This is a genomic window from Deltaproteobacteria bacterium HGW-Deltaproteobacteria-18 (genome assembly GCA_002841885.1).
In the GTDB taxonomy this organism is placed as follows: Bacteria; Desulfobacterota; Desulfovibrionia; order Desulfovibrionales; family Desulfomicrobiaceae; genus Desulfomicrobium.
The window spans coordinates 100,968-116,683 of sequence record PHBE01000012.1 but is presented as its reverse complement, the minus strand read 5'-3'; the positions used below and the strand labels follow the sequence as shown (position 1 = coordinate 116,683).

The window sequence follows — 15,716 nt, the reverse complement described above, 5'->3', positions numbered from 1 at the left end:
CCGCGTTATAAAGTTTGTGCAAGTAATTTTGGAGTAAGGTCAGCTTCGGCACCTCGTAACCCGAAAGAAGCAATAATGTCTGGGATTTGCCCCGGCGATGAAAGCACAGGCACAGTGGGCGCCTAAGTTAAACATAACGCATAGTGAGGTAGAAGCTCACGACAGCGGGCGGCCAAAAGGTACGTGCTGTTTTTGATGAATCAGTGATCGAATCTGGTTGCGCATGGCGCAACCAGGCGACAGAGGCGTGGTAGTCGTAACCTTTCCGTAAGGAACAGATGCGTCCGAATCTGCATAAATAGTGCAGAGCAGCGTGAGGCGGCAGCAAAAGTCGAGCGCAGAAGTGAAGGACATCTGGGACTGCAAAATCAGTCCGGGCGAAGCACGCTAGGGTCGGGTGGCAACCGGCAACATGACAAATCATCCTGTGGCAAGGGTGATTACAAAATAATTAAGGGGCTGCAATTGCAGCCCCTTTCTTTGTCTTACAGCGTAGCAACTTTCTGACGAGTTAACTCCCGACCAGCAAAAAACGGTACTTGAGATCTTCCATTTCGTGTTGTGTGACGCCGCATGATGTGAAGTGCTCGCGCCATCCTACGACAATATTAGTCATTTCATCCCAGATCTGGCCCGCCTCAAGTGAGGAAAGACCAAAAGGCTGAACGTCGCTCAGGAGATTAGACTTTGTCGCAACGCGGCCTTCAAGGCCGCAGACAAGTGATAGTTGCCATTCTTTGCAACGTATCGGGGACGGGACCAGATCGTACGCGGGGGTCATGGCAATGCGATCTCGTGTCACAAAGAACGCGTGGTTCCGGAGGTGGTCATCTCTGTTGGAACACAGCGCATTAAATACCATTCGCCGAAAAATTTCCGGGCCTGATTCTTTGTCTCCGAGGAGGCGGGCTTTTTCGGCTAGATTTTGGTAGCTGCCCCAGTTTCCATCTTCATTGGCACCTGTCACAGTGAACCCGGAAACAAAATGATGGGCAACCCCATTCAGACGGTCAAAACGCTTTACGAGCAGAATGGGCTGTCCGTCCACTTCTGTGAGTCGAGTTTGAGCCACAGTGATGCCGCATTTTGCAGCCAGCGTCATGGTTGCTTGTTCAATTATTGGTTCGCGCCAAGTGTCTTCGCAAGATGAAAATTTCGCGACCCAAGTCTGCCCTCCCTCAATAACCAAAGCTTTTGGACGCGCTCCACCAAGGGATAAGCTCGCGGCAAGCGCAGTTTGAAGTGCATTTTTGTCGAGGACGGCGCATTGGTCGTTCTCAATTTCATCGTCTTCCATTCGATCGATGTGACCAACAATGTTTGCTACGGGCTTGATGTCTTCAGGCGCAGTGAAAACAGTTTGACTCGCCGTCCAAGGCGCAAGCGATTCCGGATGAGTTTTTGAACTGCCAAATGCAAGCGCTCCGATGCGCTGTGGGTAATGAACTGCGGTCAGGATCTCAATTTCAGACATCTTTTCAGATGGATGACCAGCGATCCAACTCAATACCCTTCGGCCCCATCGATCCGGGGCCGCGTCACGAAGTGCGCTGAATAACTCTCGGTTTATAAATTCATCATCGGATAAAGGTAACTGCCAAGGATCTATTGGAATGGCATCGTCTCGGCGCAAATATTCTTGATCATAGCAAAAACAATAGCCTTTCTCGTTCTGCCAGAGTGTGCCTGCCACAAGATATTCCTGCAATGACGGCAACCGCATAAAGACCACGATTTTTGGAGAAGATGCTGTGTTCATTTTGCCCTTCCCAGGCTACTCGGCAGATTTGAGGTGTTGCGCAAAGCGATCGAGCAACGTCTTCACCTCACCAACGATGATGGCCCTTTCAGCAGAAGAAATTTTTGAAGAGATATCGGGATGTCGGCTATTGAAATAAGAAATTGCTATGGTTTCAAGATCTTCGTCGCAAGTAACAGGCTTGCGGCAAATCTCCTCACCGAACGCGAGGTAGTTGAGATCAATTCCAAATTTAGCTGCGAGCAAGACCAACCAAGCAGCCGGAAAAGAGTTGTTGCTTTTTTGCCGAGAGATGGACGGGCCGGAAATGCCGAGCACTTTTGCCAGATCTGTGGAAGTTGTGATTTCAGTCTTCTCGGAAATTCGTTTGAAGACTTCGTCGAACGGGAGATCAGCACCTAATTTGTAAGCCATGTCTTTCTCCTTGATTTCGGCAAAAGCAGTGTCATTCAGTCATTAGTCACAATATGCTAATCGAGACCGGAAAGCAAAAATAGCTAAATGTTATTTTTATATCATTTTGCTATTTTTTTCTTGACAAAAGTTAGCATTATGATAAAATCATATTAACAAAACGATACATAGGAGGATAAGCATGAGCGCAAAGATTTTGGATGACCAATCGAAATTAGCGGCAGTTGGAGAAGTTTTGGCCGGTTTGGGTACGTTGTCGTCGGTTGCGAGACGTCATGGGATAAGCATCGGCTATTTATCAATTCTAGCATCCCGTGCACGCAGAGCTGTTGAATCAAAGTCCGTGTTGTCAAACAATCCAGCTTCTAGGGACGCTGAGAGGGCCATGGTGGAAAAACTGTCTGAGCGGGTCCAGATGTTGGAAAAAAAATTTAACCGTTTGTTTAAGTAATAGGGAGTATTATGGGAAAATGCAGTGTTGAATTTGAAGTTGTCAGTAAATTTACTATTGATATCGAAGTAAATGATGATGAATTTACCGATGATGTTGAAGATGATATTAAGGCAATTGTTGCTGACTATGAGGATCAAATTAACGATATGATTAGCGGAAATAGAAAACCAGAACTCTTAACACAGCATGGATATGTGATAAATCTTGTCAATATTCGAGACGTACGGCTATCTGATGCGGGTGAAGAGACCGTTTCGTCAGAAATTGACAAGGAAAATTTTATTAGGCTTGGCATTTAAAAAAAAGCTTTAAGTTAAATTTGAGAGTCCCCCCACAATTTTCTTGAAAATGTGGGGGGACTCTCAAATTTTAGCTGCTAATAATAATTTAATTAAAAAATGTATCAAAAAATTTTGTAAGTTAAAATTAATTTTTGAATCCCAACATATAAGATATCATGCATATTTAATATGTATCATATGATAATATCATAAATAAATATGATACGAATACAATACGAAATGGAGGAGGATGTGGCAAGAGAAGGTATAAGTTATGGACAGGTAGTATCTGCGATAGAAGAACTCGTCGGATCTGGAAAGCAGGCGACAATAAATGGAATACGGCAAGTACTTGGGACCGGAAGCCCAAACACGATTCACAAGCATATGGTGGAGTGGAGAGATTTACAACAAAATAGGACTGTTGCGTGTGCAGCGCTGCCAGAAGCTGTGACGACAGTGATAGCTCGTGAACTTGATCGAGTTGCTGTACAAGCGAAAGCGGAGATCGAAGACCAACTATCCCAGGCAAAAAATGAGGCATTGGAGTTGGCAACCGCTGGCGAGGCGCTTGAGGTTGAGATTGAAACGTTAAAAGTGTCCATCGCGGCTATCGCTACCGAACGAGACGCTATGTCTGCTATTGCTGCTGAACGACACAAAGAAATTATCAATCTTACAGGAATTGTTAAGCGAGAGCAAAAGGACGCAGAATCGGTTCGAGTAGATCTTGGGAAAATGCAACTTAAAGTTGATTTATCTCTTAACGAACATTCATAATTATCGATTGATGTTGCAAAGCTTAGGCAAGAGTATGAAAAAGCGCGGCAAGATCACGTAGAGGCTGAAAGAGACAGAGCTGTTTTTCAAGCACGCTTGGAATCAGCAAGGCTTAATATCGGCAACGAGGAACAGAGACGAGAGATGTTGGAACGTGACAAGGCGAAGATGGTAGATGAATTAGAGAAGTTACGGAAAGCACTTGAGAATGAAAAAAAGGAACGGGCCGAACTTGAGACTACGAAAGCCGTTCTTGAAGCAAAACTGGACGCTGCCAATAAGGTATTGGAAAAAGAAAAGGAAATTTGTGAGGAACTAAGGCTAGGACAAAGAGCTTAAACGGAAAGAGGATCCAGAGTAAAAGAGTCTTCAAATAAGAAAGTTGAAGATTTCAAGACGAGTGCGTCACATCAAGACCAGCCGGCCTGAAATCGATCTTACATGTGCATTGCTTTAAGGTTGATGCTTGTGAATCGGACAGATTCTCGAGTACAGTTTGAAAAGTCTGAAAGTACATCATTCCATTTATCCGAGTTGTTTGGCAGAATTATTATGTAGGTGATAAAAATAATTGTTGAGTCATAAAAAAAATTGTAGCGATCGTCATGGGCAAAATACTTTTTACATGGGTTGGCCAGACGGATTTAAGAGCTGTCAACGAGTCAGACGCGATCGGCCTTGGCCCCATTGCACAGGCTGTGTCAACTCGTCTTTTCGACCAGATTCATCTTATAAGCGATTATCAGGATGAAGAAACCAAGCTCTTCATAAACTGGCTTGGCGGGCATACCAAAAGCCCGCTCTCAATTCATTTCAAACATCTCTCGTCGCCAACGAATTACGGCGAAATTCATCAGGCTGTAGTCGAGACACTTGAAACAGTCCTCAAGAAAAACAGGATTGTTCCCGAACTCACCTTTCATCTGAGTCCTGGTACCCCTGCCATGGCCGCAGTCTGGATAATTCTCGCCAAAACCCGATTCCCTGCGGAACTTATTGAGTCCTCCTATCGGCATGGAGTCCAAACCGTCTCCATTCCTTTCGACTTGTCGGCGGAGTTTATCCCGGAATTCCTCAAAGCTTCGGACAAAAAATTAGAAGAGCAAACAGCGTCACTTCCACCAAAAGCCCCTGAATTTGATGCTATAATTCATCGAAGCCGAGTCATGCAACGTGTCATTCATAAGGCGAAGAAGGTGGCTGCTCGATCAGTTCCGGTTCTTATTGAAGGAGAATCCGGCACCGGAAAAGAGTTATTGGCGCGGGCTATACACAAGGCCAGCCTGAGGAAGGAGAAGCCGTTTGTTGCGGTGAACTGTGGCGCAATCCCGTCTGAACTTGTTGAGTCGGAATTATTTGGCCACGCCAAAGGTGCATTCACGGGAGCCGACAGAGCAAAAGTCGGCTATTTCGAGGCCGCCGAGGGGGGGACCTTGTTTCTTGATGAAGTCGGCGAGCTTCCAATGCCCGCACAGGTGAAGCTATTGAGAACTCTTCAGGAGGGAGAAATCACAAAGCTTGGTACGACAACGCCAAAAAACATTGATGTTCGTATTATCGCCGCTACAAACCGGAATCTTATTGATGAAACTGTCACCGGTGCTTTTCGCTCCGACTTGTTCTACCGCTTGGCTGTTGCTGTTTTCAGGCTGCCCTCTCTCAAAGAACGACCGGGCGATCTCAGTCTCCTCATCGAAAGGCTTATTGAGCAGGTTAACGAGGAGAGCATGGATGAGCCTGGGTTTCGGCATAAAAAAATTACTGTCTCCGCAAAAAATCTTCTGCTCCAACACTCCTGGCCTGGAAATGTTCGGGAACTGTTGAACACGCTTCGACGTGCTACGATCTGGACTGATGAGGACACAATACGAAGCGAAGATGTGCGGGAAGCCTTGATTCCTGCGCTTTCGACCAAGGCCCCGGATATTCTTAACAGGCCCATGGAAGACGATTTCGACTTACAGGAACTCATGGGCATTGTTGCACAGCATTATCTGAACCGTGCCCTTGATGATGCTCATGGAAATAAGACGCAAGCTGCTAAAATTTTAGGCATATCCAATTATCAAACCTTAACGAATTGGCTCAAAAAATATGGTGTGGAGTAGTGATGGCACGCCTCTTGCCTTAGTGAGCGTATGAGCTTGAACATGGAATCACAAAATTTTGAGATGCTAAGAGCAAAATGGTCTCATCTTGCTGATCTTGGGGCCTTCGCTGAACAATATCTCTATGATGATCCGCCAAGTGCGCTGGTGAAGCTTCGCAACTATGCAGAACAGATGGTGCTCTGGATTTACGAAGTCGTCGCCCTTGAAATGCCTGAGTCGCAAAATTTGTATGATCTTCTCAAAGCAGATGTCTTTACCCGGCTTGTCGATTCGGCTGTTCAGAACAAATTTCATATTATCCGCAAGATTGGGAATGCCGCTGCCCACGGTAGGCCTGCCACTGTGGAAGAGGCTAAGCACGTCCTGCGTGAAGCCTACGACCTTGGTTGTTGGCTTTATGTGACCGCCGGGCAGGGTAACGTGTCGGATTGCACTCAGTTCGCGTTTCCACCAAAAATTAGCAGAGACCAGGCTACTGTCCTTGCGGCGAAGGAAAGTGAACTTCAGCGGATTTCGGAACTGCTTGAGGAAGAGCGCAAGAAGGCCAAAGAAGCCAAGATGGCCGTCGAGGCTCTCAAGAAATCAGCCCAAATTGCTTCCTCCGAACTCAAGTTTAGCGAAGAAGAGACACGGAAGCGACTAATAGACCTTCAGCTAGCTGAAGTCGGCTGGAACGTGGACGATTCTAATGCTGTTTCTCTGGAGTGGGAAATATCCGACCAGCCAACCAAGACCGGCAAGGGGTACGCCGACTATGTCCTGTGGGGCGATGACGACATGCCCTTGGCTGTCATCGAAGCGAAAAAGACATCCGGGGACGCAAAGGTTGGAAAGAAGCAAGCTGAGTGTTACGCTGATGGGCTTGAAAAAGAATACGGCCAACGCCCGGTCATCTTCTATACCAATGGCTTCGACATTTTCATTTGGGACGACCACAAGAATCAGGGGTATCCCGAAAGGAAAATATACGGCTTCTATTCCAAGGATAGCTTGCAGTATCTCGTCAAACAGAGGGACGTGAAGGCCGACCTTTCCACGGTTGAATTGAATCGGGATATTGCCGGTCGCAAGTATCAGCTCGACGCTATCCGCAATGCTCTGGGTATTTTCACAGATAAAAGGCGCAAAGGCCTTTTTGTTCTTGGCACTGGCACAGGAAAAACCCGTATCGCAGTTTCCTTGACTGAGGCGCTTTCGAGTGCCCGCTGGGCAAGGCGCATCCTGTTTCTTTGCGATCGCTTGGAGCTACGCAAACAGGCCAAGAATGCCTTTCAGGAACTGACGGATTTCCCGCTTATTGAAGTGACGAGTTCGACCTACAGAAAGCGAGAGTTTCGTGTGTACCTGGCGACCTATCCGGCAATGCTCAAGGTCTATCAGACTTTTGACGTAGGCTTTTTCGACCTGATCATTGCGGATGAATCTCATCGAAGTATCTATAATGTATATGGAGACATTTTCAAATATTTTGATAGCTTGCAGATTGGACTGACCGCGACACCGCGCAGCAGCATCAGCCACAACACCTTCGAGATGTTCCAGTGCCAAGATCAGGACCCGACCTTTTACTATTCTTATGATGAAGGTGTGGAAGACGATTTCCTGTGCCCCTTTGAGCTATTCACGCATACAACCAAATTCTTGCGTGATGGCATCAAGTACAGGGACATGACCGAGGAGCAGCGCAAGGAGCTTGAAGAAAGCGGATATGATTCCGAATTTTTCGACTTCGAGCAGCAGCAAATCGATAAGCAGATCTACAATAAGGATACAAACCGTAAAATTATAAAGAATCTCATGGAGTACGGTCTTCGCGACGCCACGGAGCAGCTTCCAGGCAAAAGCATCATATTTGCCAGAAACCATCGGCATGCTATGCTCATAGTCGAACTATTTGACGAGATGTATCCTCAACTTGGAGGTAAATTTTGCCAAGTCATCGACAACTATGATCCTCGTGCCGAGCAGCTCATAGATGATTTCAAAGATCCTGACCATGATCTGACCATTGCAGTGTCAGTGGACATGCTTGACACTGGAATCGATGTGCCGGAGGTGGTCAACCTCGTCTTTGCCAAGCCATTGAAGTCTTATGTAAAATTTTGGCAGATGATTGGCCGTGGCACCCGGTTGTGCAAAGACTTGTACGGTCCCGGCAAGGACAAGAGTATCTTCCGTATCTTCGATCATTGGGGAAATTTCGACTACTTCGAAGAAAACGCCACAGAAGCCGAACCGGGTACCAAAAAGTCACTGATGCAACTTCTTTTCGAGGCCCGTATCAAACTGGCGGAAACCGCTCTCCAAAAAGGTGAGCTGGAAATCTTCGGCAAGGTCGTTAGGCTCATCCAGAAAGACATTATTGATTTGCCTGAAACAAGTATCAATGTGCGCGACAAGTGGCGTCAGAAACGATCTGTCGAGCCCATAGAGGTGCTTGAAAGATTTTCGCCAGACACGGCGCAGCTCCTGAAGGCAGAAATCGCGCCCCTCATGCAATGGGTCAATATTCGTGGCCGGGCCGAGGCCAAGGCCTTTGATATGCGTATTGCCCTCACCCAGAATGAGCTTCTTGTGCAGGGCAGTCGGCTTGAGGATTTAAAAAACGAGATTCAGGATCAGGTGTCCCTTCTGCCCATGCATCTGAATCAGGTTCGCCAAAAGGCCGAGACTATCAAAAACATTTTGAAACAAGATTTTTGGGATTCGGTTTCTTTTGATGGCTTAGAAGAAGTTCGAAGTGAATTACGGGGCATTATGAAGTACAAAGAGCGAGGTGGAACCCAGCCTCCGCTCATCCCCGTGATCGACGTCAAAGATGGTGATATTCAGTTCCAGCGCCGGAAGACCACCCTGACCGCTATGGACATGGAGGCCTATCGCCGTCGGTTGCATGCGGTACTTGAACCTCTGTTTACTGAGAACGTCACACTCAAGAAAATCCGGACAGGGGAGTCTGTGAGTGAAGGGGAAATGAAGTCCGTCCTTTCCATGGCTGTGGCTCAGGTACCCAATGTCGAGTACGACGACCTACTCGAATTTTATCCTGAAGCGGCCCCATTGGACGTGATCCTTCGGTCCATCGTGGGCATGGAAATCGAGGTCGTAAAGGAGAAATTCGCCCACTTTCAGTCCAAATACTGGCTGGATCCAATGCAAAGTCATTTTCTGACAACCTTGCAGCGTATCATTAGCAAAAACGGCGCAATTAAGGTTGCCCAGCTTTACGACGCCCCTTTCACCGACCTGCACGCCAATGGCCTGGACGGTGTATTTCATGACAATGATGAACAGATCGACGCGATCATCGATATAGTAACAACCTTTGACCCTGAAACCTACAAACGAACTGAGCTGTAAATGACCTCTCCTGAGAAAGATATTATGAGCAAATTGGACAATCTCTGGCTGGATTTTCATTCCGGCGGCATCACCAACCCTATCACGGTCATTGAACAGATCTCGTATCTGATCTTTGCCCGACTTCTGGACATCACGGAGACTAGGCATGAGGTGATCGCCAAACGCACGGGGAAAGCGTTGAAGGAAGAGGAGCGAATTTTCAAGAAGGACCAGCAGCATCTGCGTTGGAGCGACTTCAATGACAAAACCGGCGCTCAACTTCTCCCTTTACTACGCGATGAGATTTTCAAACATTTTGAACAGGTTGATGGATATGGCTCCTTTATGAAAGGCGCTCAGCTTATGATCCAGAAACCAGAACTGGTCGAACTCGCCGTCAATGCGGTAAACAAGATGCCCTTGGTTGGTGGTGGTGACACGAAAGGCAATCTATACGAACATCTTCTCAGCAAATTGAATCAGGCGGGTATCGCCGGACAGTTCCGAACACCGCGACATATCATTCATACCATCGTCAAACTGATCGACCCCAAGCCCGATGAGAAGGTATGCGATCCGGCATGCGGCACAGCCGGCTTTCTGGTCGAAACTCTTCATCATATGATGGAAACGTACACTTCCGATGAAGGAATTTTTGAGTCAGAGGAAACGGGAAAAATTTACAGTCTGGACAAGCTCAGAACTGAACAAAAGGACCACATCAACAACGGTTTCCTTACCGGTTTTGATTTTGACGCCACCATGCTGCGTGTCTCGGCAATGAATATGATCCTTCATGGGGTGAAAGTGCCCCACATTCACTACCAGGATACCCTGGCCAGCAGCTTCTCTGACAATTTCCCGGAGAAGTCGGTAAACGCCTTTAACGTCATCCTGGCCAACCCGCCTTTCAAAGGTGCTATTGACTTCGACCGGGTACACCCTTCCCTAGTGAAAAAGGTTAAGACCAAGAAGACTGAGTTGCTTTTTGTTCTGCTTATTCTGCGAATGTTGAAGATGGGCGGCAGAGCCGCGGTCATCGTGCCGGATGGCGTACTTTTTGGTTCCTCACAGGCACATTTGGCACTGCGTATGGCTCTGGTAGAAGAAAATCAGTTGGAAGCCGTCATCTCCTTGCCTGCTGGTGTGTTCAAGCCCTACGCGGGAGTTTCCACCGGAATTCTTATTTTCTCCAAGGGCGGCGATACGCGGGACGTCTTCTTCTACGACGTGCAAAACGACGGTTATTCTCTGGATGACAAACGCACCAAGATCACGGCTAACGACTTGCCACAACTTCTGGAACGTTGGGAAAATCGTGATTCTATAAAGGATACAGATAGAAGCAGCAAGGCGTTCTTCATTCCCAAAAATGATATCGTGAACAGCAAGTACGACCTCTCCATTACTCGTTACAAGGAAGATAAGTATGAAGAGCAGGGGTACGACGAGCCTAAAGTTATCATTGAAAAGATGGAAGCGCTTGAGACAGATATTCTGAGCGATTTGAAAGTACTGAAAGGGATGATCAATGAATAACGTTTCATTGGGTGACTACATGGTTTCGCGGGGAGGATCTGTAGATCCAAAGAAATTCTCAGATGAAGCTTTTGAATTGTTTAGCATTCCAGCCTATGATCAGTATTCTCCGGAGATCCTTTTCGGTAGTGAAATTGGTTCGTCGAAGAAGGTTGTCCAAGAAAATGATGTACTTTTATCTCGAATAGTGCCCCATATCAGAAGAGTGTGGATTGTCGGGCCAGCTAACTCGACCAGACAAATCGCATCTAGTGAGTGGATTATATTTAGAGGAAAAGATTTTTTTCCTCAATACCTCAGACATGTTCTGCTTTCTGATGTTTTTCATCATTCTTTTATGCAAACGGTTGCTGGGATTGGTGGGTCATTACTTCGAGCAAGACCTCAGAGTGTTGCTGAAATAAAAATCCCTCTTCCACCCCTGCCCGAACAAAAACGCATTGCCGCCATTCTGGACCAGGTCGACACCATTCGCCGCAAGCGTCAGGATGCCATTGCACTGGCCGACACCTTCTTGCGCTCTGTTTTTCTAAAAATGTTCGGTGATCCGGTGACGAATTCTATGGGGTGGGATGAAGTGCTTCTTAAAAATGTTGCATCTATCGGTTCTGGTGTGACGAAGGGCAAAAAGTACAAGGAACTAAAGCTTGTTGAAGTGCCGTACATGCGTGTTGCGAATGTCCAAGATGGTTGGATTGATACTTCTGACATGAAATCCATTTCCGTCTCCCCAACTGATGTAGCAAGGTTTTCAATAAAAAAAGGTGATCTTCTTCTTACTGAAGGAGGGGATCCCGACAAATTGGGCAGGGGTGCTGTTTGGGATGGATCCATTTCTCCTTGCATACACCAAAATCATATTTTCAAAGTCCGTTTTGACACATCGTTTGTCCTTCCTGAATACGCCAGTTTTTTGATCGGAAGTATTCGAGGAAAAAGATATTTTCTATGCGCAGCGAAGCAAACCACTGGCATTGCCACGATCAACAAAACACAACTGTCGAATTTCAAGATGCTCGTTCCTGATATGAAATTGCAGCAACAATTTTCGGATACGGTTCTCAGAGCAAAAGTAACATGGAAGAAACTTGAACAGCTTGCAGATGTCTCAAATAATATTTTCTCCTCCCTCCAACAACGCGCGTTCCGGGGGGATTTATAGCAAAGCTTTGTCTTATGACTGTAACTCTTTAACTCTCTTGGAGGCCACAAATGGCCAAAAACACAGGCAAAGGATACCGACAGGGTAGCGTCAATGATCGCACGCAGGTGCAAAATCCTAATACTGGTCAATGGGTAAAACGAGATACGGAGACCGGCAGGTTCATGGACGTTAAAGAAGACGGCAAGCCGTTTAAAGGCGTTGCCAAAGAAGTGGACGATCGTCGCGATTAATCCACAGAGTAGAACAATTTGCATGCTGGCGACTCCGGTCGCCAGCAGGGAGTTTCTCGATATGTATACGCAGCGTGAACGTACGAATCCTCGCATGTCTTTGAACAAACTCGGGGAGTATCTTTCCGCCCCCTTGCCGGGGCGTCGGAGTACCATCATTAAGGAACAACGTGAACCCAAGGATTTCATTGTGGCGCGATATGCCAAGGCCGAACAGGCCATCAAGGCATATTTCACCATACACAGACCCAACACGGACCAGTTACAACGAGCAATAGCATCTCTTTCCGCCATGGCGAATCAGGAAAGTTGGGAAGGACAAACCGCAGACCTCTGTACTCAAGCGCTCATTTCTTTTCTCAATATCGCGGAACAGGTTCCTACCAACGGCTATACTCCGGTTGAAGGTGAGAATTCGGTTCCCAAGATGAGCTTGGCGGGTATGGATGTAAGTGTCCGGCCAGAAGTGTTGCTCACCGATTCCGAATCTGGGGCTATCGTGGGCGGCATCAAACTCTACCTCGGTAAAACGCACCCGCTTTCCGATGAAGCCATGCCCATTGTTGGCACAGTGCTCTATCGATACCTGGCCGAAATATTGTCGTCAGAGGCCTCCGTGAAGCCGCACAACTGCTTTGTTGTGGATGTGTTCGCGGGAAAGGTCGTACATGCTCCCAAAGCCTATAAACGCAACATGCAGCACGTACAGGCTGCATGTACAGAGATCGCCACATTGTGGCTTGCTGCTTAGTATTCAGGAGAGACTCATGGTTATTACCGCCATCACGCTGGAAAATTTCAAAGGCATCAAGGGGCCGTGCCGCATCAAGCTGAAGCCCCTGACCATGCTCTTCGGCGCGAACAGTGCTGGCAAAAGTACAGTTGTCCAAGCGCTGCACTATGCCCGTGAAATTTTTTTACGGCAGAATACAGATCCTGACAAAACCCTGCTCGGTGGTAGCATGGATCTGGGCGGGTTCAGTAATCTTGTCTACAAACATGATCAAAGCCTCCCAATTAAGATCACTTTTGATCTCGATCTTTCTGCTGACCCTCTCCCGGATTATTACGATACAGATGATTCCAAGCTCTGGGATCAAGAGCAAATTGAACTGAAAGAAGCTGTCGGTCGAGTTAACTCGGCCTCTGTTGGCATCGCAGTTCAAGTTATCGAAGACGACAGCCTTAACCCCATGGCGGGGAAACCGGCTGTTACGGAATATAGTGTTATGGTGAACGAGGAGTCTCTGGCGACCCTGAATTTCCTTCCTGGAAAAGAACTGGTTTACCTTTCCCTCAATCCATTCAATTCGGTCTACTGGGATAATAATGATGGTAGCGCAGCTTTTAAGCGGGAGATTGAAGCTGCCTTGGACGGTGGAGACTATGATGGCGTCGATGCAGGAGCCCTCAATAAATTAATTAACTGGTGGGCAGGAACACCCGATGATCTCGACAATGAAATTGTAGATTATTTTTCACATAGAAAAATTTTGCGTGGCATGACGTCACCTCTTCCACAGTGGGAACGTATCCTTCCTGTTTCAAAATCTTTCGAATCCGACATCCCGCTAGAGGACTACTCTGCCGTCATAGAGGCCACCCACATCATTTCCAGTTGCCTGACGTCGCTTATTACCGGCCCCGGTGAAATGGTGCGCAATGATCTCGAAAAAATGTGCTATCTTGGGCCGATCAGGGAAGTGCCAGAACGGAACTACGTCGAGGTAAAATCTCCTGACCCGTCCCGCTGGTCAAATGGTCTCGCAGCCTGGGATGCTCTTTGCAACCAAGGCGAGGCATTGATTAAAGATGCGAATAAATGGCTGGCAAGTGATGAAAGGCTTGATAGCGGCTACCGTCTTGAGATGGAAATCTTCCGTCGGATTAATGAAAACGGGCGTCTCATGGCAGCCCTTCGTTCTGGGAGAAGCCTTGATGATTATCAACAAGAACTGAATGACATTTTGGCCCAAAGGCCAGAAAAACGTTTGTATTTGGTCGAAGAGGCAAAGAACATAAAAGTTATGCCTCAGGACATAGGTGTCGGCATTTCCCAAGTGCTGCCAGTGGTCGTTGCTTCGCTGGTAACGCGTAATTCCATATTGTCTATCGAGCAGCCCGAACTGCATATTCATCCAAAGCTTCAGGTCGGACTTGGGGATCTGTTCATCCATGAAAGCACGACCAAGGGGAACTGCTTCATCATTGAGACTCATAGTGAGCATCTAATGCTCAGGATCATGCGGCGAATTCGTCAGACGTCTAGTAATGAACTACCCCCACACGCCCCAAAATTAGACCCGGAACAGGTGGCGATTTATCACATCCGCGCAACTGAGGATGGCACAATTTTCAAGGAAATTCTCATTGATAAGGACGGAGACTTTTTGACCCGCTGGCCAGGAGGTTTCTTCGCTGAAAGATCAGAGGAGCTGTTCTCATGATCCAAGAGTACGCTCTTGATCCAAGCGTCCTTGTCGCGGAGTACTCCCGACAGTACGGTTTTCTGAGAGATGCGTTTAACGACACGGGTCGGGTTCTTTCCCAATATCCGCGTAAATGGCGTCAGAAGGTTATGCGGATGCTCGGAGGCGCGTCTGAGATGGACCGAATGCGACTTGAAGTCCTCTTAGATAAATGGCTGCTACCTCATTCGGTCATACGAGAGCATTCGGTCTTCAATGGTGGCGATTGGCTGATCGAGGCAGAGGTTGAGGATGCGCGGCTTCCATTTCATGGTATTCTGGCAGACGCCAATCCTCGAAAACATGGAAGGGTCATACCTTTCGACGACATCGTTACCGGCGACCATCACCTATGGAATTGTACACGGAGTTGCAGGGCAACCAGAAACGCAAAGGATATTGTAGCCGCTGTGGCTCCCATGCTGAAGAGGTCGAAAAGAGTCGTCCTTATTGAGCCTTATTTTTTCATGGAAGACCGATTCTGCAATGTGCTTACTGAGATAATCTCTGTGTTGACTTCACCAGATTGCGTACATCCAATTATGGAAATTCAGGTCTGCACAGCTTTGAAGGGAGACAAACGCAGGGGTAAAGCTCCTGGATCTGAGATAAGACTTGAGCTTTGCAGAGAATTTAGGGGATTGTGTGAGGAGCAGATTCCAAGACTTGTTCCTTTAAATTTTAAAGTTAATTTCACGGTTTATTTTGAAAAACAGCATGGAGTGGACGCCCATGATAGACACATTCTAACGGACATCGCTGGTGTCGATTGCGGTCAGGGGTTGGATCAAAGACGAGACAGGAATGATGGCAATCATGTTCGGATCAACATGCTTGATTATGAGGAATGCTGTAGGCTGGAAGAAGACTTCCAGCCGCATATGTCCGGAGCATCAGCTTCATATCATATCGAGACAGAATTCACGGTAGTTGGTTCTGTCTAGCATAGCTTAAGGCGGGAGAGATCATGGCCGGAAGTTTGAATGATATAGCGGAAGGTATCGCTAGACACCAACAATCGGGCACCAAAATCAAGTGCCTCGTCCTGTCATTTTTTCTAATTTAGTCTTAAATTTAATTTTTGTGTTTTTATCTTCTAAACCAGATGTCATATGGCCATTTGACTCTAACTCAAGCCACAGTTTTAACCCAGCCTTCAATCCAAATTTGTTA

The 15,716-nt window shown here is 47.1% G+C and carries 14 protein-coding genes; 12 read left to right on the top strand and 2 right to left on the bottom strand.

Features of this window, described 5'->3' with window-relative positions; translation table 11 throughout:
* Positions 1 to 511: 511 nt before the first annotated feature.
* Positions 512 to 1,759, bottom strand: coding sequence for a type II toxin-antitoxin system HipA family toxin (locus tag CVU60_12425; protein PKN41238.1), 1,248 nt, complete (start codon positions 1,757 to 1,759; stop codon positions 512 to 514).
* A gap of 15 nt (positions 1,760 to 1,774) precedes the next feature.
* Entirely contained in the window at positions 1,775 to 2,173 is a 399-nt protein-coding gene (locus CVU60_12420) for a hypothetical protein (protein ID PKN41237.1), read from the bottom strand.
* A 181-nt stretch (positions 2,174 to 2,354) separates the two neighbouring features.
* On the opposite strand from CVU60_12420, the gene CVU60_12415 reads away from it, so the two are divergent.
* The 12 genes from CVU60_12415 (at position 2,355) to CVU60_12360 (ending at position 15,487) form a co-directional block, all read left to right on the top strand.
* Entirely contained in the window at positions 2,355 to 2,624 is a 270-nt protein-coding gene (locus CVU60_12415; GenBank protein PKN41236.1) for a hypothetical protein, read from the top strand.
* 11 nt (positions 2,625 to 2,635) lie between these two features.
* The gene (locus CVU60_12410; GenBank protein PKN41235.1) at positions 2,636 to 2,926 is read left to right on the top strand and encodes a hypothetical protein; all 291 of its coding nucleotides are present in this window, start codon (positions 2,636 to 2,638) and stop codon (positions 2,924 to 2,926) included.
* Between the two features lie 201 nt (positions 2,927 to 3,127).
* Positions 3,128 to 3,688: a hypothetical protein gene (locus tag CVU60_12405; GenBank protein ID PKN41234.1), complete on the top strand. Its 561-nt coding sequence runs from the start codon at positions 3,128 to 3,130 to the stop codon at positions 3,686 to 3,688.
* A 144-nt stretch (positions 3,689 to 3,832) separates the two neighbouring features.
* A complete protein-coding gene (locus tag CVU60_12400; GenBank protein ID PKN41233.1) occupies positions 3,833 to 4,027 on the top strand; it encodes a hypothetical protein in 195 nt (64 codons plus the stop codon).
* 266 nt (positions 4,028 to 4,293) lie between these two features.
* Entirely contained in the window at positions 4,294 to 5,796 is a 1,503-nt protein-coding gene (locus tag CVU60_12395; GenBank protein PKN41232.1) for an AAA family ATPase, read from the top strand.
* 42 nt (positions 5,797 to 5,838) lie between these two features.
* A complete protein-coding gene (locus CVU60_12390) occupies positions 5,839 to 9,159 on the top strand; it encodes a restriction endonuclease subunit R (protein PKN41271.1) in 3,321 nt (1,106 codons plus the stop codon).
* Positions 9,160 to 10,680 (top strand): N-6 DNA methylase, encoded by a 1,521-nt coding sequence (locus tag CVU60_12385; GenBank protein PKN41231.1) that lies wholly within the window; start codon positions 9,160 to 9,162, stop codon positions 10,678 to 10,680.
* The gene (locus CVU60_12380) at positions 10,673 to 11,842 is read left to right on the top strand and encodes a restriction endonuclease (GenBank protein ID PKN41230.1); all 1,170 of its coding nucleotides are present in this window, start codon (positions 10,673 to 10,675) and stop codon (positions 11,840 to 11,842) included. Before CVU60_12385 ends, CVU60_12380 begins: the two co-directional genes overlap by 8 nt.
* Before the next feature lie 50 nt (positions 11,843 to 11,892).
* The gene (locus tag CVU60_12375; protein ID PKN41229.1) at positions 11,893 to 12,075 is read left to right on the top strand and encodes a hypothetical protein; all 183 of its coding nucleotides are present in this window, start codon (positions 11,893 to 11,895) and stop codon (positions 12,073 to 12,075) included.
* Between the two features lie 22 nt (positions 12,076 to 12,097).
* On the top strand, positions 12,098 to 12,826 hold the full coding sequence (locus tag CVU60_12370; GenBank protein PKN41228.1) for a hypothetical protein: 729 nt from the start codon (positions 12,098 to 12,100) through the stop codon (positions 12,824 to 12,826).
* A complete protein-coding gene (locus CVU60_12365; protein PKN41227.1) occupies positions 12,720 to 14,522 on the top strand; it encodes a hypothetical protein in 1,803 nt (600 codons plus the stop codon). The genes CVU60_12370 and CVU60_12365 overlap by 107 nt, the downstream gene beginning before the upstream one ends.
* Positions 14,519 to 15,487 carry a hypothetical protein gene (locus tag CVU60_12360; GenBank protein PKN41226.1) on the top strand — a complete coding sequence of 323 codons (969 nt, stop codon included), beginning with the start codon at positions 14,519 to 14,521 and terminating at the stop codon, positions 15,485 to 15,487. Before CVU60_12365 ends, CVU60_12360 begins: the two co-directional genes overlap by 4 nt.
* The last annotated feature ends 229 nt before the right edge of the window (positions 15,488 to 15,716 follow it).

Coding starts and splice junctions, on each gene's coding strand:
- CVU60_12395 (PKN41232.1), top strand. CDS start 4,294: ATGGGCAAAATACTTTTTACATGGGTTGGCCAGACGGATTTAAGAGCT.
- CVU60_12360 (PKN41226.1), top strand. CDS start 14,519: ATGATCCAAGAGTACGCTCTTGATCCAAGCGTCCTTGTCGCGGAGTAC.
- CVU60_12380 (PKN41230.1), top strand. CDS start 10,673: ATGAATAACGTTTCATTGGGTGACTACATGGTTTCGCGGGGAGGATCT.
- CVU60_12390 (PKN41271.1), top strand. CDS start 5,839: ATGGAATCACAAAATTTTGAGATGCTAAGAGCAAAATGGTCTCATCTT.
- CVU60_12375 (PKN41229.1), top strand. CDS start 11,893: ATGGCCAAAAACACAGGCAAAGGATACCGACAGGGTAGCGTCAATGAT.
- CVU60_12405 (PKN41234.1), top strand. CDS start 3,128: ATGATACGAATACAATACGAAATGGAGGAGGATGTGGCAAGAGAAGGT.
- CVU60_12370 (PKN41228.1), top strand. CDS start 12,098: ATGCTGGCGACTCCGGTCGCCAGCAGGGAGTTTCTCGATATGTATACG.
- CVU60_12410 (PKN41235.1), top strand. CDS start 2,636: ATGGGAAAATGCAGTGTTGAATTTGAAGTTGTCAGTAAATTTACTATT.
- CVU60_12415 (PKN41236.1), top strand. CDS start 2,355: ATGAGCGCAAAGATTTTGGATGACCAATCGAAATTAGCGGCAGTTGGA.
- CVU60_12385 (PKN41231.1), top strand. CDS start 9,160: ATGACCTCTCCTGAGAAAGATATTATGAGCAAATTGGACAATCTCTGG.
- CVU60_12365 (PKN41227.1), top strand. CDS start 12,720: ATGTGTTCGCGGGAAAGGTCGTACATGCTCCCAAAGCCTATAAACGCA.
- CVU60_12420 (PKN41237.1), bottom strand. CDS start 2,173: ATGGCTTACAAATTAGGTGCTGATCTCCCGTTCGACGAAGTCTTCAAA.
- CVU60_12400 (PKN41233.1), top strand. CDS start 3,833: ATGTTGGAACGTGACAAGGCGAAGATGGTAGATGAATTAGAGAAGTTA.
- CVU60_12425 (PKN41238.1), bottom strand. CDS start 1,759: ATGAACACAGCATCTTCTCCAAAAATCGTGGTCTTTATGCGGTTGCCG.